19 protein-coding genes are annotated in these 17157 nt (G+C 62.3%); 10 read left to right on the plus strand and 9 right to left on the minus strand.

Features of this window, described 5'->3' with window-relative positions; translation table 11 throughout:
- Position 1 precedes the first annotated feature (1 nt).
- The 6 genes from KHA73_RS15180 (at position 2) to paaY (ending at position 6110) form a co-directional block, all read left to right on the plus strand.
- Positions 2 to 1525 (plus strand): 3-hydroxyacyl-CoA dehydrogenase, encoded by a 1524-nt coding sequence (locus KHA73_RS15180; RefSeq protein ID WP_234585193.1) that lies wholly within the window; start codon positions 2 to 4, stop codon positions 1523 to 1525.
- The gene (gene paaI, locus KHA73_RS15185) at positions 1522 to 1962 is read left to right on the plus strand and encodes a hydroxyphenylacetyl-CoA thioesterase PaaI (RefSeq protein WP_234585194.1); all 441 of its coding nucleotides are present in this window, start codon (positions 1522 to 1524) and stop codon (positions 1960 to 1962) included. Before KHA73_RS15180 ends, paaI begins: the two co-directional genes overlap by 4 nt.
- Positions 1959 to 3164 carry a 3-oxoadipyl-CoA thiolase gene (gene pcaF, locus KHA73_RS15190; protein ID WP_234585195.1) on the plus strand — a complete coding sequence of 402 codons (1206 nt, stop codon included), beginning with the start codon at positions 1959 to 1961 and terminating at the stop codon, positions 3162 to 3164. Before paaI ends, pcaF begins: the two co-directional genes overlap by 4 nt.
- 15 nt (positions 3165 to 3179) lie before the next feature.
- On the plus strand, positions 3180 to 4487 hold the full coding sequence (gene paaK / locus KHA73_RS15195; RefSeq protein ID WP_234585197.1) for a phenylacetate--CoA ligase PaaK: 1308 nt from the start codon (positions 3180 to 3182) through the stop codon (positions 4485 to 4487).
- A 78-nt stretch (positions 4488 to 4565) separates the two neighbouring features.
- On the plus strand, positions 4566 to 5501 hold the full coding sequence (gene paaX / locus KHA73_RS15200; RefSeq protein ID WP_234585199.1) for a phenylacetic acid degradation operon negative regulatory protein PaaX: 936 nt from the start codon (positions 4566 to 4568) through the stop codon (positions 5499 to 5501).
- A gap of 12 nt (positions 5502 to 5513) precedes the next feature.
- On the plus strand, positions 5514 to 6110 hold the full coding sequence (paaY, locus tag KHA73_RS15205) for a phenylacetic acid degradation protein PaaY (RefSeq protein ID WP_234585201.1): 597 nt from the start codon (positions 5514 to 5516) through the stop codon (positions 6108 to 6110).
- A gap of 59 nt (positions 6111 to 6169) precedes the next feature.
- Here the strand turns inward: paaY and KHA73_RS15210 are convergent, their stop codons facing one another.
- The 6 genes from KHA73_RS15210 to KHA73_RS15235 all read right to left on the minus strand — a co-directional run bounded on the left by KHA73_RS15210 (position 6170) and on the right by KHA73_RS15235 (position 11010).
- Positions 6170 to 6580 (minus strand): putative T6SS immunity periplasmic lipoprotein, encoded by a 411-nt coding sequence (locus KHA73_RS15210; protein WP_234585202.1) that lies wholly within the window; start codon positions 6578 to 6580, stop codon positions 6170 to 6172.
- A gap of 2 nt (positions 6581 to 6582) precedes the next feature.
- Positions 6583 to 7128: a type IV secretion protein Rhs gene (locus KHA73_RS15215; RefSeq protein WP_234585204.1), complete on the minus strand. Its 546-nt coding sequence runs from the start codon at positions 7126 to 7128 to the stop codon at positions 6583 to 6585.
- A 121-nt stretch (positions 7129 to 7249) separates the two neighbouring features.
- Complete coding sequence (locus KHA73_RS15220; protein ID WP_234585206.1) at positions 7250 to 8647, minus strand: amino acid permease; 1398 nt, start codon at positions 8645 to 8647, stop codon at positions 7250 to 7252.
- A 131-nt stretch (positions 8648 to 8778) separates the two neighbouring features.
- Positions 8779 to 9150 carry a RidA family protein gene (locus tag KHA73_RS15225; protein ID WP_234585208.1) on the minus strand — a complete coding sequence of 124 codons (372 nt, stop codon included), beginning with the start codon at positions 9148 to 9150 and terminating at the stop codon, positions 8779 to 8781.
- Positions 9134 to 9949 carry an alpha/beta hydrolase gene (locus tag KHA73_RS15230; RefSeq protein WP_314725570.1) on the minus strand — a complete coding sequence of 272 codons (816 nt, stop codon included), beginning with the start codon at positions 9947 to 9949 and terminating at the stop codon, positions 9134 to 9136. The genes KHA73_RS15225 and KHA73_RS15230 overlap by 17 nt, the downstream gene beginning before the upstream one ends.
- A gap of 152 nt (positions 9950 to 10101) precedes the next feature.
- Positions 10102 to 11010 (minus strand): LysR family transcriptional regulator, encoded by a 909-nt coding sequence (locus KHA73_RS15235; RefSeq protein WP_234585211.1) that lies wholly within the window; start codon positions 11008 to 11010, stop codon positions 10102 to 10104.
- Positions 11011 to 11109: 99 nt separating this feature from the next.
- Between KHA73_RS15235 and KHA73_RS15240 the strand changes: the two genes are divergently transcribed.
- Together KHA73_RS15240 and KHA73_RS15245 are read left to right on the plus strand one after the other, a co-directional pair.
- Entirely contained in the window at positions 11110 to 11727 is a 618-nt protein-coding gene (locus tag KHA73_RS15240) for a glutathione S-transferase (RefSeq protein WP_234585212.1), read from the plus strand.
- A gap of 5 nt (positions 11728 to 11732) precedes the next feature.
- Positions 11733 to 12647 carry a pyridoxamine 5'-phosphate oxidase family protein gene (locus tag KHA73_RS15245; RefSeq protein ID WP_234585213.1) on the plus strand — a complete coding sequence of 305 codons (915 nt, stop codon included), beginning with the start codon at positions 11733 to 11735 and terminating at the stop codon, positions 12645 to 12647.
- Positions 12648 to 12684: 37 nt separating this feature from the next.
- Here the strand turns inward: KHA73_RS15245 and KHA73_RS15250 are convergent, their stop codons facing one another.
- The gene (locus tag KHA73_RS15250) at positions 12685 to 12903 is read right to left on the minus strand and encodes a glycogen synthesis protein (RefSeq protein ID WP_234585214.1); all 219 of its coding nucleotides are present in this window, start codon (positions 12901 to 12903) and stop codon (positions 12685 to 12687) included.
- A 211-nt stretch (positions 12904 to 13114) separates the two neighbouring features.
- Between KHA73_RS15250 and gabD the strand changes: the two genes are divergently transcribed.
- Complete coding sequence (gene gabD, locus KHA73_RS15255; RefSeq protein WP_234585215.1) at positions 13115 to 14590, plus strand: NADP-dependent succinate-semialdehyde dehydrogenase; 1476 nt, start codon at positions 13115 to 13117, stop codon at positions 14588 to 14590.
- A gap of 68 nt (positions 14591 to 14658) precedes the next feature.
- On the opposite strand, the gene KHA73_RS15260 is transcribed toward gabD, so the two are convergent.
- Positions 14659 to 15054, minus strand: a complete 396-nt coding sequence (locus tag KHA73_RS15260; RefSeq protein WP_234585216.1) for a (R)-mandelonitrile lyase — start codon at positions 15052 to 15054, stop codon at positions 14659 to 14661.
- A gap of 209 nt (positions 15055 to 15263) precedes the next feature.
- On the opposite strand from KHA73_RS15260, the gene KHA73_RS15265 reads away from it, so the two are divergent.
- Complete coding sequence (locus KHA73_RS15265) at positions 15264 to 16157, plus strand: LysR family transcriptional regulator (RefSeq protein ID WP_234585217.1); 894 nt, start codon at positions 15264 to 15266, stop codon at positions 16155 to 16157.
- Here KHA73_RS15265 and KHA73_RS15270 read toward each other — a convergent pair.
- Positions 16154 to 17143 carry an aldo/keto reductase gene (locus KHA73_RS15270; RefSeq protein WP_234585218.1) on the minus strand — a complete coding sequence of 330 codons (990 nt, stop codon included), beginning with the start codon at positions 17141 to 17143 and terminating at the stop codon, positions 16154 to 16156. The two genes, KHA73_RS15265 and KHA73_RS15270, sit on opposite strands and share 4 nt — an antisense overlap.
- Positions 17144 to 17157 lie beyond the last annotated feature (14 nt).

Below are 17157 nucleotides of genomic sequence, written 5' to 3' on the forward strand. Positions count from 1 at the left end.
CATGAATGCCTCCATTCTCAACGGACCGGTGGCGGTGATTGGCGCCGGCACCATGGGCATCGGCATCGCCCAGGTGGCGGCCGGCGCCGGGCATCAGGTGCGGCTGTTTGACATTTCCGCCGCCGCCGCCCAGCGCGCGCTCGACGGCCTGGCCCAGCGGCTGCGCCGGCGGGTCGAGGCCGGCAAGGCCGACGCAGCGGCGACCGAGGCGCTGCTGGCTCGCATTCAGCTCGCCGAGGCGCTGAACCAGCTGGCCGACAGCGGGCTGGTCGTCGAAGCGGTGGCGGAGAGCCTGGCGGTCAAACAGAGCCTGTTCCGCGATCTGGAAGCCCTGTGTTCGCCCGCGACGCTGTTTGCCAGCAATACCTCTTCGCTGTCGATCACCGCCATCGCCGGCGCACTGCAGCACCCGCAGCGCATGGCCGGGCTGCACTTCTTCAACCCCGCGCCGCTGATGAAACTGGTGGAGATCGTCAGCGGTCTGGACACCAGCGAAACCACCCTCGCGACGCTGCAGACGCTGGCGGAACGCTGGGGCAAACACAGCGTGCGCTGCCGTTCCACGCCAGGGTTTATCGTCAACCGCGTGGCGCGGCCGTTCTATGCCGAAACCCTGCGCGCGCTGGAGGAGCAGGTGGCGGACGCCGCCACGCTGGACGCGGTGCTGCGCGACGCCGGCGGCTTCGCCATGGGGCCGCTGCAGTTGACCGACCTGATTGGCCAGGACGTCAACTACGCCGTTACCGAATCGGTGTTCCAGGCATTCTTCCAGGACCCGCGCTTTACCCCTTCGCTGGTGCAGCAGGAGTTGGTGGCCGCCGGCCGCTTGGGCCGCAAAAGCGGCCGCGGGTTCTATAGCTACGACGGCGCCGCTGAGCCTGCCGCCCGCTGTGCGCCAGCGGCGCAGGGGCTATTGCCGCAGCGCATCAGCCTGCATGGCGACTGGTCGGCGCTGGCGGATCTGGCGCAGTTGCTGGCGGGAAATGCGGCAGCGATCAAACAACCCGGCCAGACCAGCGCCTATGCTCAGATCGATGAAGTTACATTTATGTTAACAAATGGTAAAACTTCCGGTCAGGTCGCCAACGAAACCGGAACGCCCGTGGTGCTGTTTGATCTTTCCGTCGACTATGCGCAAGCCCCCGTCATCGCCATCAGCTGTGCGCCGCAGAACGAGGCGCGGCACAACGCCTGCGTGATACGCCTGCTGCAATCGCTGGGCAAGCGGGTGATCCCACTGCCGGACTATCCGGGGCTGCTGGTGATGCGCACCCTGGCCATGTTGGCCAATGAGGCGCTCGACGTGGTCAACAAAGGGGTAGCCAGCGCCGCCGATACCGATCTGGCGATGCGGCGCGGCGTCAACTATCCGCGCGGCCCGCTGGAGTGGGCGGCCGCCCTCGGCTGGCGGCATATCCTCGCCACGCTGGACAATCTGCACCACTTCTACGCGGAAGCGCGCTACCGCCCGATGCCCTTGCTGCGCCGCTATGCCGCCACGCCGCTTTCAGGAGCCGAACGATGAACGCCAATACGCCGCGCGCGCTGGCCCAGCGCTGCGCCGAACAGATGTTCCAGCAGGATACCTGCGCCCAGGCGATGGGGATGCGCATTGAGGCGGTCGACGCCGGTTTCGCCCAGGTGAGCATGACCGTCGGCCCGCAGATGCTCAACGGCCATCAGACCTGCCACGGCGGCCAGCTGTTCAGCCTGGCGGACACCGCCTTCGCCTACGCCTGCAACAGCCAGGGTCTGGCGGCGGTGGCCTCCGGCTGCAGCATCGATTTCATTCGCCCGGCGCTGGCCGGCGATCGCCTCACCGCCAGCGCGGAGGTGCGCCATCAGGGCAAAACCACCGGGCTGTACGACGTTGAGATAGTCAACCAACTGGGCAAGACCGTCGCCTGGTTCCGTGGCCGCGCACACCGCCTCGGCCACAGCATTTTAGGAGAACAGGCATGAACCAGGCGTTTATCTGCGACGGCGTGCGCACGCCGATTGGCCGCTACGGCGGCGCGTTGGCCAACGTGCGCGCCGACGATCTGGCCGCCCTGCCGCTGCGCGCGCTGCTGGAGCGCCACCCGCAGGTGGACTGGGCGCAGACCGACGATGTGATCCTCGGCTGCGCCAATCAGGCCGGGGAAGACAACCGCAATCTGGCGCGCATGGCGCTGCTGCTGGCCGGGCTGCCGGTGGGCGTTTCCGGCACCACGCTCAACCGCCTGTGCGGTTCGGGGCTGGACGCGCTGGCGATGGCGGCGCGCAGCATCAAGGCCGGTGAAGCCGGGCTGGTGCTGGCGGGCGGCGCGGAATCGATGACCCGCGCGCCGCTGGTGATGGGCAAGGCCGACAGCGCCTTCAGCCGGCAGGCGCAGCTGTATGACACCACCCTCGGCTGGCGCTTCGTCAACCCGCAGATGCAGGCCGGCTTCGGCACCGATTCGATGCCGGAAACCGCCGAAAACGTCGCGGCGCAGTTCAACATCAGCCGCGCCGATCAGGACGCCTTTGCGCTGCGCAGCCAGCAACGCACCGCCCGGGCGCAGGATCTGGGCTACCTGGCGCAGGAGATCGTGCCGGTGAGCCTCGAGGGTAAAAAAGGCGCGGTCACGCAGTTCAGCCAGGACGAACACCCGCGCGCCGACACCCGGCTTGAACAGCTGCAGGCGTTGAAAACCCCGTTTCGCCAGCCCGGCAGCGTCACCGCCGGTAACGCCTCGGGGCTGAATGACGGCGCGGCGGCTCTGATAGTCGCCTCCGAGGCGATGGCGGCGCGCCAGGGGCTGACGCCGCGCGCGCGCATCGTCGCCACCGCCACCTGCGGCGTCGAGCCGCGGCTGATGGGTATCGGCCCGCTGCCGGCCACCCGCAAGGTATTGGAAATCGCCGGGCTGAGCCTGGCGCAGATGGATGTGATTGAACTGAATGAGGCGTTCGCCGCCCAGGCGCTGGCGGTGTTGCGCCAGCTCGGCCTGCCGGACGACGCCCCGCAGGTAAACCCCAACGGCGGCGCCATCGCATTGGGCCATCCGCTGGGCATGAGCGGCGCGCGCCTGGCGCTGGCCGCCCTGTTTGAACTGGAACGGCGATCCGGCCGCTACGCGCTGTGCACCATGTGCATCGGCGTCGGCCAGGGCATCGCCATGATCATTGAGCGTGTCTGACCCCCGAGGCTAACTATGACAACAAATCCACAGCCACTCGATGCAGTCGAATTCGCCTCGCGCGATGAGATTGAAGCGCTGCAGCTGGAGCGCCTGAAATGGACGCTGCGCCATGCCTACGACAACGTGCCGATGTACCGTCGCAAGTTCGATCAGGCCGGGGTGCACCCGGACGATCTGCAGCAGTTGAGCGATCTGGCGCGCTTCCCCTATACCACCAAACAGGATCTGCGCGACAACTACCCGTTCGACACCTTCGCGGTGCCGATGGAGCAAGTGGTGCGCATCCATGCCTCGTCGGGCACCACCGGCCGGCCGACGGTGGTGGGCTATACCCAGCGCGACATCGATAACTGGGCCGATATCGTCGCCCGCAGCCTGCGCGCCGCCGGCGCCACCGCCAAAGACAAGGTGCACGTGGCCTACGGTTACGGCCTGTTTACCGGCGGCCTGGGCGCACACTACGGCGCCGAACGGCTCGGGGCGACGGTGATCCCGATGTCCGGCGGCCAGACCGAACGGCAGGCGCAGCTGATCCTGGATTTCAAACCCGACGTGATCATGGTGACGCCCTCCTACTGCCTGACGCTGATTGACGAACTGGAACGCAAAATGGGCGGCGACGCCCGCGGCTGCTCGCTGCGCCTCGGGGTGTTCGGCGCCGAACCCTGGACCGAAGCGCTGCGCCATGAGATTGAAACCCGCATGGGCATCAAGGCGCTGGACATCTACGGGCTGTCCGAAGTGATGGGCCCGGGCGTGGCGATGGAGTGCGCCGAAAGCGGCGGCGGCCCGACCATCTGGGAGGATCACTTCCTGCCGGAGATAATCTGCCCGGAAACCGGCGTCGCCCTGCCGGACGGCGAGCACGGCGAACTGGTGTTCACCACCCTGACCAAAGAGGCGCTGCCGGTGATCCGCTACCGCACCCGCGATCTCACCCGTCTGCTGCCGGGCGACGCGCGCCAGATGCGCCGCATGGGCAAAATCACCGGCCGCTCCGACGACATGCTGATCATCCGCGGCGTGAACGTCTTCCCGTCGCAGGTGGAGGAACAGATCATGCAGTTCGAGCAGCTGTCGCCGCACTACCAGCTGCAGGTCAGCCGCAGCGGGCACCTCGACACCCTGGCGGTGCGCGTCGAGCTGAAGGAGTCGGCGCTCAGCCTCAGCCACCAGCAGCGCTGCGACATCTGCCATCAGCTGCGCCACCACATCAAATCGATCGTTGGCGTCAGCACCGACGTCAGCATCGCTAACTGCGGCGACATCCCGCGCTCGGAAGGCAAGGCGCAGCGGGTGGTCGACCTGCGGCCGCGCTGAGGCCCGCGGCGTCACGGATGACGCCGCAGCGAATTATGGTAATGTTATGGCTCATCGACGGCTAACCCATGGAAAAATATGGAACATAAACTGGATGAGTTTATCCGCCATGCTGTAGACGCCCAACCTGTCAGCGGCACGTCGCTTATCATCTCGCTGTACGGCGACGCGCTCAGCCACCGCGGCGGCGAGATCTGGCTCGGCAGCCTCAGCGCGCTGCTGGAGGCGCTGGGTTTTGGCGATCGCTTCGTGCGCACCTCGGTGTTCCGCCTGCAAAAAGAGGGCTGGCTGGCGGTGGAGAAAATCGGCCGGCGCAGCTTCTACCGCGTAACCGAGCAGGGCATGCGCCAGTTCCGCCACGCCGAGTCGAAAATTTACCTCAGCGAACAACCCGCCTGGGACGGCAAATGGGATTTGCTGTTGCTGGAGCGCGCCGACAAGCACGAACGGGCGCGGCTGAAGAAAGAGCTGGGCTGGCTGGGCTTCGGCCAGATCGCCAACAACCTGATGGCGGCCCCCACCCACGCGCAGACCGACGTGACGGCGCTGCTCGGCGAACTCAGCGCCAGCGAACGGGTGATCTACTTCCGCGCCGACTACCCCTACAACCGCTCCGAACAGACGCTGCAGCAGCTGGTAGCCGAGTGTTGGTCGCTGAACGAGGTGGCGGCGGGCTACCATGAGTTTATCCTCTCCTTCCGCCCGCTGATGGCGCTGCTGCGCGAGACCGACGACGCGGCGTTAACGCCGCTGCGCTGTTTCCAGATTAAGCTATTATTGATTCACTTCTTCCGCCGCGTGGTGCTGAAGGATCCGCTGCTGCCGGATGCGCTGTTGCCTGCCCAATGGGAAGGGCAAATCGCCCGCAACCTGTGCATCAACCTCTATCAGCGGGTGGATCGCGCCGCCACCGATTACGTCAGCGCGCTGGCGGAAAGCACCATCGGCTCCCTGCCCGCCCCCTCGGCGAGCTACTATCGGCGTTTCGGCGGCCTGCCGCGCGACACTTTTTAAGGAGTTTTCGCTATGCCTGTGTATCAGATTGACGGCCTGACCCCGGTCGTCGACCCCAGCAGCTACGTGCACCCGACCGCGGTGCTGATTGGCGACGTGATCGTCGGCAAACGGGTGTATATCGGCCCGAATGCCAGCCTGCGCGGCGATTTTGGCCGGCTGGTGATCCGCGACGGCGCCAATATCCAGGATAACTGCGTGATGCACGGCTTCCCGCAGCAGGATACGGTGGTGGAGGAAGACGGCCACATCGGCCACGGCGCGATCCTGCACGGCTGCCGCATCCGGCGCAACGCCATGGTCGGCATGAATGCGGTGATTATGGACGGCGCGGAAATCGGCGAGAACACCATCGTCGGCGCCATGGCGTTCGTCAAGGCGGCGGCGGTGATCGACGCCAACAAACTGGTGGTCGGCAGCCCGGCGCGCGTGCTGCGTGACCTGACCGAGCAGGAGCTGGAGTGGAAAGTCGCCGGCACCCGCGAATATCAGGATCTGGTGCAGCGCTGCACATCCTCGCTGCGCGAAGTCGCCCCCCTGACGGAAATCGAACCCGGCCGCCGGCGCCTGACCTTTGGCGACCATCTGATCCCGAAAAGCCAGCTGTGATCCCTAGAAATGACGCGGGCCTTCCGACCTCTAACTTGATTCAGATAGCCTGAAACAGGCTATCTGATCTGTTCAACTTTCAAGTCCCCCGATTCACGGTATAACCGGAATGACGAGCTAAAGTTCCGTCCACCCGATTGGCCTTCCCCTTTAAAGAAAGTCTCAGTCAGGAACCCGTAGGTATGTCCTTCCTTGAACGGATAACCGAAATCAGGCACGCACGAGTCTTGTGACAAAAGGAGAGGTTGGCTTTCATTTACATCAAAATATTTTCTAAACGCTTCATTCTCTTTATCCGCTTCTGCAATCTGGATCCCATTTAGATACTCATGACTTTTCGCGGGCACCTGCAAGCATACCTTATCATCGACCACACTCACCTTTGCGGCCTGAATATCGAGGATCCTTGACTCACAGGCTGACAACATCAGAACGGAACAAAGCGTCGCCAGGTATTTCCCCTTTTCCATTATCATTTCACTCCTTGCAGAAAGCGGAACAGCGTTTTGCGATACCTTGTCGCTAACGTATTTTGATCTGAAACACCTTGATAAGTGACCACCGGCCAAGCCTTACGCCGCTGGATATTCCATTCACGGTACCCATAAGCCTGCAAAACATAGTAATCAGCAATAATCTGAGCCTGCTGCTCAAGCCCATAGTCCAATAACGCTCTGTCATCCAATCGATAGGTATAATCAGCTGCCCAACTGAACATTCCTCGAGCTCTTACCCACATACCTTTCTGATGCTGCCATACGTGCATCATTTCATGAATAAATAGATGCCTTATATCAACGGTTGATTCAGCGCCAAAATCCGGGGAATACAGCTCTTTTCTGAAGAACAATTCTCCATTAGGCGTCATAGCCGTTCCGCGCCTTTGTAAGCCAAAAGGAAGATAGCTAGCGCAATGTATCCACACACGCGGATAAGCTATCTCCCCACCAAAAACCGTTTTTGCTAAAGCAATCTCTTTCAACGTTAGCTGTCTGAGCGATCCTTCTTCCTTTTGCATGCGCCATCCTTATATCCCTATACGCTAAAATCGCAAACCTCATGTTAAAAAACCGTATTTTCAGGCTAACAGTACATTACCCCACCATTTTGAGCACGCAATAACCGTATCAGCCTATCGATTACTCCGCCTCCGGCACCTTGAGTGGCAGCGGCGCAGGCGCGCGGCGGCTATGGAAATGATAAGCCGCCGCCAGCAGCAGGGTGAACGGAATGCCGAACCACAGCGTCATGCGGAAAAACTCGGTGAAGGCGGTCGAGATCATCAGCGCCGCCATCAGCAACGCGCCGGCCAGCGTGGTGTACGGGAAGCCCCACATGCGAAACTTCAGGTGCGTCTGACGATGGTGGCGGCGGAAAAACAGGTGGGTGACGAAGATCATCAACCAGGTGAAGCAGGCACCGTATACCGAAATCGACATCATGGCGGCGAATGAGGTTTTAGGCGCCACCAGGCTCAGTACGATCGACACCAGGATGCCGATGCAAGACATCGCCAGCGCATTGACCGGAATGCCGCGCCGGCTGACCCGCCCCAGCGCCGCCGGCGCCTGCCCGGCGCGCGACAGCGAAAACATCATGCGGGTGGTGATGTACAGCTGGCTGTTCATCGCCGACAGCGCCGCCACCAGCACGATAAAGTTGAAGATGCCGGCGGCGGCGGGCAGATGGATCACGTTCATCGCCATCAGAAACGGGCTCTCGCCGGTGCCGGACTGGCGCCAGGGCACGATCGCCAGCATCAGGCCAATCGACAGCATGTAGAAAATAAACAGGCGCACAATGGTGCCCTTGAATGCCGCCCGAACCGCGATAACCGGATTTTTGGCTTCGCCCGCCGCCACCGCGATCATTTCGATGCTCAGGTAGCTGAAGATCGAAACGATCACCGCGAACCACATGCCTTTGACGCCGAACGGCAGAAAACCGCCCTCAGTCAGATTGCGCAGGCCGAAGGCCGGGTTGGCGGAGAACGACAGAATGCCGATGCCGATAATGATAAACGCCACGATCGCCACTACCTTGACGGTGGACAGCGCGTATTCCACCTGGCCGAAGGATTTCACGCCGATCAGGTTGATGGCGATCACCGCCGCCGAGAACAGCAACACCCAGGGCCAGATCGGCGTGGCCGGGAACCAGAACTGCATGTACATGCCGATGGCCGTCACTTCGGTGCCCACCGCCAGCACCACGCAGGACCAGTAGGAGTAGCGCACCAAAAAACCGCACAGCGGCCCGAGATAAAACTCGGCGTAATCGCCGAACGAACCGGGCGTCGGGTGTTCCGAGGTCATTTCCGCCAGGCACCCCATCAGCAGCAGCGCGATCGCGCCGCCGATCAGGTAACTCAACAGTACGCTGGGCCCCGCCATCTGAATGGCGTAAGCGCTGCCGAGAAACAGCCCGGTGCCGATGGCGCCGCCGATCGCCAGCATCGACATTTGCCCGGCGGTGAGGTGTTTATTCAGCCCGCCCTGGCGCCGGGCGATATGCTCAAAATCTTTTATCGGTTTCATCACTAAGCCCTACCTTATTCACGCAATGCGGTTAACGTCCGAAATGGCGGCGGTGGCGGAATTCATCATTTCAAGCACAGGGAAACCTTAATTCGCTATGGAATTAACTGAAACAACACCTGCAAAAACAATCAGGCGATAGCGCTGACGGTAATCTCTATTTTCATGCCGGGCACCACCAGCTTTTCGACAATAACGGTGGAGCGGTTAGGATACGGATAGTTGAAATATTTAAGATAAATGTCATCGAGCAATTTAACGTCGTTAACGTCGGTCAAATAAACAATAACCTGCAGCACGTTATCGGAATGGCTATTTGCCGCCTTTAGCGTCTGAGCCAGATTATCGAACGTCAGGGTTATTTGTTTTTCCGGCGCGCCGGTCTCTATGCTGCCGTCCGCCCTGACCGGGCCATGGGCGGTAAACAGCATGCCTGCGCCCTGGGTGGCCCAGGAAAAAGGCTGGCCGATTTCGGGCAGCCCGGTATCAATGACCTTGCGCATGCTGAAGTTCCTCATGGTTGCCAAGTTGGCGGACCAGCGCGCCGTCGGCAGCGAACAGCGCGTCCAGAATCGTGTAATGGTTGGCGCCGGCCACCGCGTTCAGCCCGGCCTGCAGCCCCTGTTCCCGCAGCGCGGCGTGATAGTGCCGCGATTGGCCAATCAGTTCCGGCAGCTCCGCCGCACCGTAGAACAGCGTCATCGGTTTGATGTGCGGCGTAATTGCGCGCGCCGGGCTGAGTTGCGAAATTTGCTGCGCCGTCAGCTGCAGCGCTCGGTTAACGTAGGTGGTCAACAAAGGTTCCAGCTCGAAAATGCCGCTGATGGGCAAAACCGCATCGACCGCCGCATGCCCTTGCCAGTAGGCGGCCAAATGACCGCCGGCCGAATGGCCGCACAGATAAACCGGCTGATGCCGCCGGGGCGGCAGACGCCGTTGAATGGCGTTCAGCGCCGCCCCCACCTGGCGGCAAATATCGTCCAGAGAAGCCGCGGGGGCCTGCGAATACTCCACCAGCACCACGTCAAAACCGCGCGCCAGCGGCGCCGGCGCAATAAAGGCAAAATCCTCTTTACTGCAAAATTGCCAATAACCGCCGTGAATAAAAATTAACGTCCCCAACGTATGTTCGCTGGAATAAAACCAGTCAAAAACTTCTCGCGGAGAATCGCCATAGGGAACGTTTTTATCATGGCGATTATTTTTATAAACCTCTCGGCTGCGGGATTGAAATGAGGCCAAGATCTCATCCTCATTATCTACCGTCGAACCGTTGTCATAACTGCCCGGGACAGGTTTCATATATTGAACTTAATTTATTATTTAAGAAGTGAGTTAACTATTAGCAACCGCTAAAAATATTGTCAAGACGGGCGCCTCAGCAATGCGCGCCCGACAATATAAATCTTGAATTCCGCTAAAAAAGTTTAACCTGTGAAACTTATTGCGCTTATTTAAACCGGTGGCCCGGCCTGAATTTGCGGCAACCTGCTCAGACGCTGGAAGGCATAATCCCAAAAGGTGCGCACCTTCAGCGGCATCCGCTGCACATGCTGCGCCACCAGCTGCACCGGCATCGGCAAGGGTTCAAACGCCGGCAGCAGCCGCACCAGCGTGCCGGCGGCCAGATCGTCCGCCACCTGATAAGACAGCAAACGGGCGATGCCTTTGCCGGCGCGCGCGGCCAGCAGCTGAGTTTCCACCTCGTTGAGCAGCAGCCGTGGCGCCAGGCGCACCCGCTCGCCGTTTTCCTGCGGGCCGAAACGCCATTCGCGCAGCGAAGGCCGCTGGGTGCCGACGATGGTGTCGTGTTCCACCAGCTGCGCCGGCGTCAGCGGTTCCCCGCGCTGCGCCAGATAGGCCGGGCTGGCAACCGTGACCCGGCTGACCTGCCCCAGCCGGCGCGCCACCCGCGAAGAGTCTTGCTGATGGCCGATGCGTACCGCCACGTCCAGACCTTCATCGATCAGATCGAGGTTGCGATCGTTGAGCACCATTTCGATCTGCATCTGCGGGTAGTCATCCAAAAACGCCATCACCACCGGCGCCACGTGCATGCGGCCAAACTGCACTGGCGAAGTGATGCGCAGCAGGCCGCCGAGCTGGGTATCGGCGGCGTCCAGCACCGCCGTCCGATAGTCCTGCAACAGCAGCTGCGCGCGCTCCGCCAGCCGCAGCCCGGCCTCCGTCGGTGCCAATCGCCGGGTGGTGCGCTCCACCAGCCTGGCGCCAAAACGCTGCTCCAGCGCGGCGATTGCCCGGGTGATCGCCGGCGCGGAGCGCCGCAGCTTGCGCCCGGCGGCGGCCAGGCTGCCGTGTTGTATCACCGCGACAAAAATCGCCAGTTCGTCTAATCGGTCCATAGACTATTCCGGAAAATGAAATTATCAATTTCTACATTGCCGGATCCACGCCACAAAACGCAAGAGTATGCTGTTTGAAACCCGAGAAGGAGCAAGACTATGTCCAAGATAAAACTGTACGGCACGTCGCTTTCCGGCCACGCCCACCGCGTGGCGCTGCTGCTGCGCATGCTCGAACTGCCTTATGAATGGGTCGAAACCCCGGCCGAGGTGCGCCAAAGCGCAAACTTCCGCCGGATCAATCCGTTCGGCCAGATCCCGGCGCTGCAAGACGGTGAACTGACGCTGGCGGACAGCAACGCCATTTTGGTGTACCTGGTGAAACGCTATGCGCCGGATAGCCACTGGCTGCCGGAGCAGCCGTTGGCGGCGGCGCAGGTGCAAGAGTGGCTGTCGAAAGCCGCCGGCGAGGTGCGTTATGGCCCCGCCTCCTGCCGGCTGATCGCCCAGTTCTCCGTAGCGGAAGACTATCAGGCGGCATTGGCCGTCAGCGCCCGCTTTCTGCCGCAGATGGAGCAGCACCTGAGCGAGCGCCGCTTCCTGGCGACCGACGCGGCCACCATCGCCGATCTGGCCTGCTACAGCTACGTGGCGGTTGCGGCGGAAGGCGGCATCTCGCTGGCGGCTTATCCGGCCATTCGACGCTGGATTGCGCGTATCGCCGGGTTGCCGGGCTTCTTTGCCATGCCGGCGCTGCCAGAACCGGCCGCGAGCTGAAGCCGATGAGCGGCCCGGTATTTCACCCCGACGAATTGCGCGCTCAGGCCCTGGCCGGTTTCGAGCAGGTGGGGAGCGGCATTTATCGCACCATGCCCGATCAGCACCGCGCGTTCTTCGCCGCGTTGCCCTATTTGTTCGTCGCTACCCTGGATGAGCAAAGCTGGCCGGTGGCCACGCTGTTCAGCGGCCTGCCGGGGTTTTTGCGCACCCCGGACGACGGCCACTTGCGCATCAGCGCGCCGCGCCGCAGCGACGATCCGGCGCAGGCGATGCTGCAAAGCGGCAAACCGGTCGGCGCGCTGGGGCTGGACTTCAGCAACCGGCGGCGCAACCGCGCCAACGGCGTTATCGGCCGCACCGACAAGAACCGGGTGGAGATCGTGGTTAACCAAAGCTTCGGTAACTGCCCGCAATATATTCAGCGGCGCGAGCTGTATCCGGTGAGCGGCGCTCCACAGCCGGTTGAGCATCTTGCCGCGCTGGATGCGGCGGCGCAGGCGCTGATCCGCCGCGCGGACACCTGTTTTGTCGCCAGCTGCGCGCACCGCGAGCTGGCGCAGGGCGGCGTCGATATCTCGCACCGCGGCGGCAAACCGGGATTTATCCACCTGGAAGGCGACAGGCTATGGATGCCGGACTTTCGCGGCAACCGCTACATGAACACCCTGGGCAACCTGCTGGCCGAGCCGCGCGCGGCGCTGCTGTTTATCGATTTTGAGCGCGGCGACGTGCTGCATCTGCAGGGAGAAACTCAGATCCTGTGGCAGCCGGATAGCGGCTGGGGAGTGGCCGGCGCGGAACGCTACTGGCGCTTTGATATCCACAGCGCCTGGCGCTTCGGCGCAGCCTTGCCGTGGCGCGGGCGCAATCTGGAATATTCGCCGGCCACGCTGGCGACCGGCATATGGCAGCCATAAACAGCAAGCCCCGCTTCGGCGGGGCTACTCATTGGGGTTACGCATTCTGTTCCGCCACCGGGGCGGCCTGATAAAGCAGCCTGAAATAGGTGAGCCGTTCAAAGAACAGTCGGCTTTGCTGCTCCGACATGTTGCCGGCCACCTTGCCGGCGTCTATCTCCCTGCCCTGCCATTCCATCAGCGCGATGCTCGACGCCAGGAAATCCATTTCACCGCCGCCGTAGGCCGCAAGATGTCTATCCACTGATTTCATCATTTGCACACTCCTTTTAGTCACGTCGAAAAGGGTCATATGCCTGCTGCTTTCAGTATCGTCCCGCCCATGGGTGTTTTTTGTACAGAAGGTGCGCATGGCACAAATTGATTTCTGCCGCCGTTGACCCAACGGCGACGAAAAAATTTGCTAGGGTGAAAGGGTGTCGCAGGGGACAGACCATTCCCCATTGAATTCTGCCAAGGAGAAACCGATGAGCATGCATTTTTCGACCACCCTCAAAGATCCCGCGCTGTTCCGCGAAGCTAACTACATCGGCGGGCAATGGCTGCCGATTAAAGACGGTCAGGCGATCGAGATCCTCAACCCCGCCACCGGCGAACCGGTCGGCCGCGTGCCCGCCTTCGGCGCAGAAGAAACCGCGCTGGCGATCGCCGCCGCGAAAAAAGCCCAACCCGCCTGGCGCGCATTGACCGCCAAGGAGCGCGCCGGCAAGCTGCGCAAGCTATTTGAACTGATGATGGAAAATCAGGATGATTTGGCGCGCATCATGACGGCGGAACAGGGTAAACCATTGGCCGAAAGCCGCGGCGAGATCGCCTATGCGGCGTCCTTTATCGAATGGTTCGCCGAGGAAGGCAAACGGGTCTACGGCGATACCATCCCGCAAAACCAGTCGGGGCGACGCATCATCGTGCAAAAGGAACCGATCGGCGTGTTCGCCGCCATCACCCCGTGGAACTTCCCGGCGGCGATGATCACCCGTAAAGCCGGCCCCGGCTGGGCGGCAGGCTGCACCGGGGTGATCCGCCCCGCCAGCCAGACGCCGTTTTCGGCGCTGGCCATTGCCGTGCTGGCGGAGCGCGCCGGATTGCCCGCCGGGGTGTGCAACGTGATCACCGGCCCCAGCAAGGCCATCGGCGGTGAGCTGACCGCCAACCCCGACGTGCGCAAGCTGTCTTTCACCGGCAGCACCGAGGTGGGTGCGCAGCTGCTGGCGCAGTGCGCGCCGACCATCAAAAAGACCAGCATGGAACTGGGCGGCAACGCGCCCTTTATCGTGTTCGACGACGCCGACCTGGATGCCGCGGTCGCCGGCGCGGTGGCGTCAAAATACCGCAATGCCGGCCAGACCTGCGTCTGCACCAACCGTTTCCTGGTGCAGGACGGCATATACGACGCCTTCGCCGCCAGGCTGAAAGCTGCGGTGGCAAAGCTGAAGGTCGGCAACGGCATGGACGACGGCGTCACCCTCGGCCCGCTGATCAATCAGGAAGCGGTGGAGAAAGTCAGCGAACATATCGCCGACGCCGTCAAACACGGCGCCTCGGTGCTGCTGGGCGGCGAACCGCACGCGCTGGGCCATAATTTCTATGCCCCGACCATCCTGACCGACGTGCCGCGCGAGGCCAAAATCTTCCGCGAAGAAACCTTTGGCCCGGTCGCCCCGTTGATCCGCTTCACCCATGAAGACGAAGCCATCGAACTGGCCAACGACACGCCGTTCGGCCTGGCTTCTTACTTCTACAGCCGCGATATCGGCCGGGTGATGCGGGTGGCCGAAGCGCTGGAATACGGCATCGTCGGCATCAACGAGGGGCTGATCTCCACCGAAGTGGCGCCGTTCGGCGGCATGAAAAACTCCGGCCTGGGCCGCGAAGGGTCAAAATACGGCATCGAAGACTATCTCGAGATCAAGTATCTCTGCCTCGGCGGCCTGAGCGCCTGATAACGGCGCTGTACCGCTCCCTTCGGCAACCGGCTGCGCTTTTGCGAACAGCAGGAGATTGATGGCGGCTAGCGTTGGTACTGCGCATCGGTGACCTTTTCCATCCAGGTCACCGGGCTGCCGTTCAGCGACTCGGCGATGGCGATATGGGTCATGGCGGTGTCGGGCGTGGCGCCGTGCCAGTGCTTCACCCCTTCCGGGATCCAGACGATATCGCCCTGGTTCATTTCCTGGACCGCTTCGCCCCACACCTGGATCCAGCCGCGCCCCTGGGTGACGATCAGCGTCTGGCCAAGCGGATGGGTATGCCAGGCGGTGCGGGCGCCGGGTTCGAAGGTGACGGTGGCGCCGCCTACCCGGGCCGGTTCAGTGCCGGCGAAAGGGGCGTCGATGCGCACCTGGCCGGTAAAGTAGTTTTCCGGGCCGCGTTGGGAAGGCAAGGAACCGCTGCGTTGAATCTTCATTTTTTCCTCCGCTTCGGCACAGGCTGCCGACGCTGACAGTGACAAGATAATCGGACGTGATGACGAAAAGATACCGCCGGCAGCCGATGGGCGCTAGATGGCAAAATACGCAAGGAGCTATGAGTAAAACTCATAAATCTGCGGCTGTACCCTCTCGAACAAGGGTATAGAATGCCGAGACGAATTTTCGCCAACCAGCGGGAGCCGGGATGTTAAAAGAGAACTTTAGCGATTTGATTGCTTTCCTGATGGTAGCCAGAGAACGCAGCTTTACCAAGGCGGCGGCCAAGCTCGGCGTGTCGCAGTCCGCGCTCAGCCATGGCATCAGGGGGCTGGAGGAGAGGCTGGCGCTGCGGTTATTGACCCGCACCACCCGCAGCGTCGCCCCCACCGAGGCCGGAGAGCGGCTGGTGAACAGCATCGGCCCGCACTTTGCGCAAATTGAGAACGAGCTGGACGCGCTGAGCGAAATGCGCGATCGGCCCGCCGGCAATATCCGCCTCACCGCCGGGGAACATGCCGTTGATTCGGTGCTGTGGCCGGTGCTGCGATCGTTTCTCGCCGACTATCCGGATATCAACGTGGAAATCACCGTCGACAATACCCTGACAGATATCGTCGCCGGGCGCTTTGACGCCGGCATTCGTCTGGGCGAACAGGTGGCAAAAGATATGGTGGCCGTGCGCATCGGGCCGCAAATGCGCATGGTGCCCATCGCGTCACCGGCTTACTTTGCGCAATTCGGCGTGCCCAACGGCCCGCAGGATCTGCAGAATCATCGCTGCATCAATATGCGGTTGCCCACCATGGGCGGCCTTTATGCCTGGGAGTTTGAACGCGACGGCCGCGAAATCAAGGTGCGGGTCGACGGCCAGCTGACCTTCAACAGCCTGCGCCAAAGGATCGACGCCGCGCTGTTTGGCCTCGGCATCGCCTTTGTACCGGAAGACACCGTCACGCAAGAGCTGGCGAGCGGCCGCCTGCGCAAGGTGCTTGAGGAATGGTGCCCCGCGTTCCCCGGCTACTACCTCTACTACCCCAGCCGCAGGCAGCACACCACCGCCTTCGCTCTGCTGGTCAATGCATTGCGCTACCGGGCTTAACGCCCGACGTTCTGCTGCAGATGCGCCGGGTAACGATCGCCCTGCACCTCGATGGCGGCCAACGCCACCCCGATATCGGCCAGTTCCCCCGCCGTCAGGGCGATCTCCGCCGCGCCGAGGTTCTCCTCCAGCCGATGGCGCTTGGTGGTGCCCGGGATCGGCACGATCCACGGCTGCTGCGCCAGCAGCCAGGCCAGGGAGATCTGCGCCGGCGTAACGCCCTTTTGCTCCGCTATCTGCCCCAACACCGCCACCAGCGCCTGATTGGCCCTGCGCGCTTCGGCGCTGAAACGCGGCACCTGGTTGCGGAAATCCGAGCTGTCGAAGGCGGTGTTTTCGTTGATGGCGCCGGTCAGGAAGCCTTTACCCAGCGGGCTGAAAGGCACGAAACCGATGCCCAGCTCCGCCAACGTCGGCAAAATCTCCCGCTCCGGCTCACGCCACCATAGCGAATATTCGCTTTGCAGCGCCGTTACCGGCTGCACCGCATGAGCGCGGCGCAGGGTCTGCGCCCCGGCCTCCGACAGGCCGAAATGTTTCACCTTGCCTTCCTGAATCAGCTGCTTCACCGTACCGGCCACCTCTTCAATCGGCACGGCAGGATCGACCCGGTGCTGATACAACAGATCGATACTTTCCACCCGCAGGCGCCGCAACGAGCCCTCCACCGCCTGGCGGATATGTTCGGGGCGGCTGTTCAGCACCTGCTTGCCATCCGGCTGCGGCAGCTCAAAACCGAACTTGGTGGCGATCACCACCCGATCGCGCACCGGCGCCAACGCCTCGCCGAGCAGCTCTTCATTGATAAACGGCCCGTAAATCTCCGCCGTGTCGAAAAAGGTCACGCCGTCGTCGACCGCCGAGCGGATCAGTTCGATCGCCTGCCGCCGATCCGTCGCCGGGCCGTAACCAAAGCTCAGGCCCATACAGCCGAGGCCCAGCGCCGAGACTTCCAGCCCGCCGTTGCCCAATTTGCGTTTTTGCATGTCATTTCTCCAGG

Source organism: Serratia entomophila, from assembly GCF_021462285.1.
Taxonomy (GTDB): Bacteria; Pseudomonadota; Gammaproteobacteria; order Enterobacterales; family Enterobacteriaceae; genus Serratia; species Serratia entomophila.

Excerpts from the sequence above, each read along its gene's own strand:
- paaK (WP_234585197.1), top strand. The coding sequence starts at position 3,180 with ATGACAACAAATCCACAGCCACTCGATGCAGTCGAATTCGCCTCGCGC.
- KHA73_RS15180 (WP_234585193.1), top strand. The coding sequence starts at position 2 with ATGAATGCCTCCATTCTCAACGGACCGGTGGCGGTGATTGGCGCCGGC.
- KHA73_RS15225 (WP_234585208.1), bottom strand. The coding sequence starts at position 9,150 with ATGCGCAAGGTCATTGATACCGGGCTGCCCGAAATCGGCCAGCCTTTT.
- gabD (WP_234585215.1), top strand. The coding sequence starts at position 13,115 with ATGAGCATGCATTTTTCGACCACCCTCAAAGATCCCGCGCTGTTCCGC.
- paaI (WP_234585194.1), top strand. The coding sequence starts at position 1,522 with ATGAACGCCAATACGCCGCGCGCGCTGGCCCAGCGCTGCGCCGAACAG.
- KHA73_RS15260 (WP_234585216.1), bottom strand. The coding sequence starts at position 15,054 with ATGAAGATTCAACGCAGCGGTTCCTTGCCTTCCCAACGCGGCCCGGAA.
- KHA73_RS15210 (WP_234585202.1), bottom strand. The coding sequence starts at position 6,580 with ATGGAAAAGGGGAAATACCTGGCGACGCTTTGTTCCGTTCTGATGTTG.
- pcaF (WP_234585195.1), top strand. The coding sequence starts at position 1,959 with ATGAACCAGGCGTTTATCTGCGACGGCGTGCGCACGCCGATTGGCCGC.
- KHA73_RS15235 (WP_234585211.1), bottom strand. The coding sequence starts at position 11,010 with ATGGACCGATTAGACGAACTGGCGATTTTTGTCGCGGTGATACAACAC.
- KHA73_RS15270 (WP_234585218.1), bottom strand. The coding sequence starts at position 17,143 with ATGCAAAAACGCAAATTGGGCAACGGCGGGCTGGAAGTCTCGGCGCTG.
- KHA73_RS15265 (WP_234585217.1), top strand. The coding sequence starts at position 15,264 with ATGTTAAAAGAGAACTTTAGCGATTTGATTGCTTTCCTGATGGTAGCC.
- KHA73_RS15245 (WP_234585213.1), top strand. The coding sequence starts at position 11,733 with ATGAGCGGCCCGGTATTTCACCCCGACGAATTGCGCGCTCAGGCCCTG.
- KHA73_RS15240 (WP_234585212.1), top strand. The coding sequence starts at position 11,110 with ATGTCCAAGATAAAACTGTACGGCACGTCGCTTTCCGGCCACGCCCAC.
- KHA73_RS15250 (WP_234585214.1), bottom strand. The coding sequence starts at position 12,903 with ATGATGAAATCAGTGGATAGACATCTTGCGGCCTACGGCGGCGGTGAA.
- paaX (WP_234585199.1), top strand. The coding sequence starts at position 4,566 with ATGGAACATAAACTGGATGAGTTTATCCGCCATGCTGTAGACGCCCAA.
- paaY (WP_234585201.1), top strand. The coding sequence starts at position 5,514 with ATGCCTGTGTATCAGATTGACGGCCTGACCCCGGTCGTCGACCCCAGC.
- KHA73_RS15220 (WP_234585206.1), bottom strand. The coding sequence starts at position 8,647 with ATGAAACCGATAAAAGATTTTGAGCATATCGCCCGGCGCCAGGGCGGG.
- KHA73_RS15230 (WP_314725570.1), bottom strand. The coding sequence starts at position 9,949 with ATGAAACCTGTCCCGGGCAGTTATGACAACGGTTCGACGGTAGATAAT.
- KHA73_RS15215 (WP_234585204.1), bottom strand. The coding sequence starts at position 7,128 with ATGCAAAAGGAAGAAGGATCGCTCAGACAGCTAACGTTGAAAGAGATT.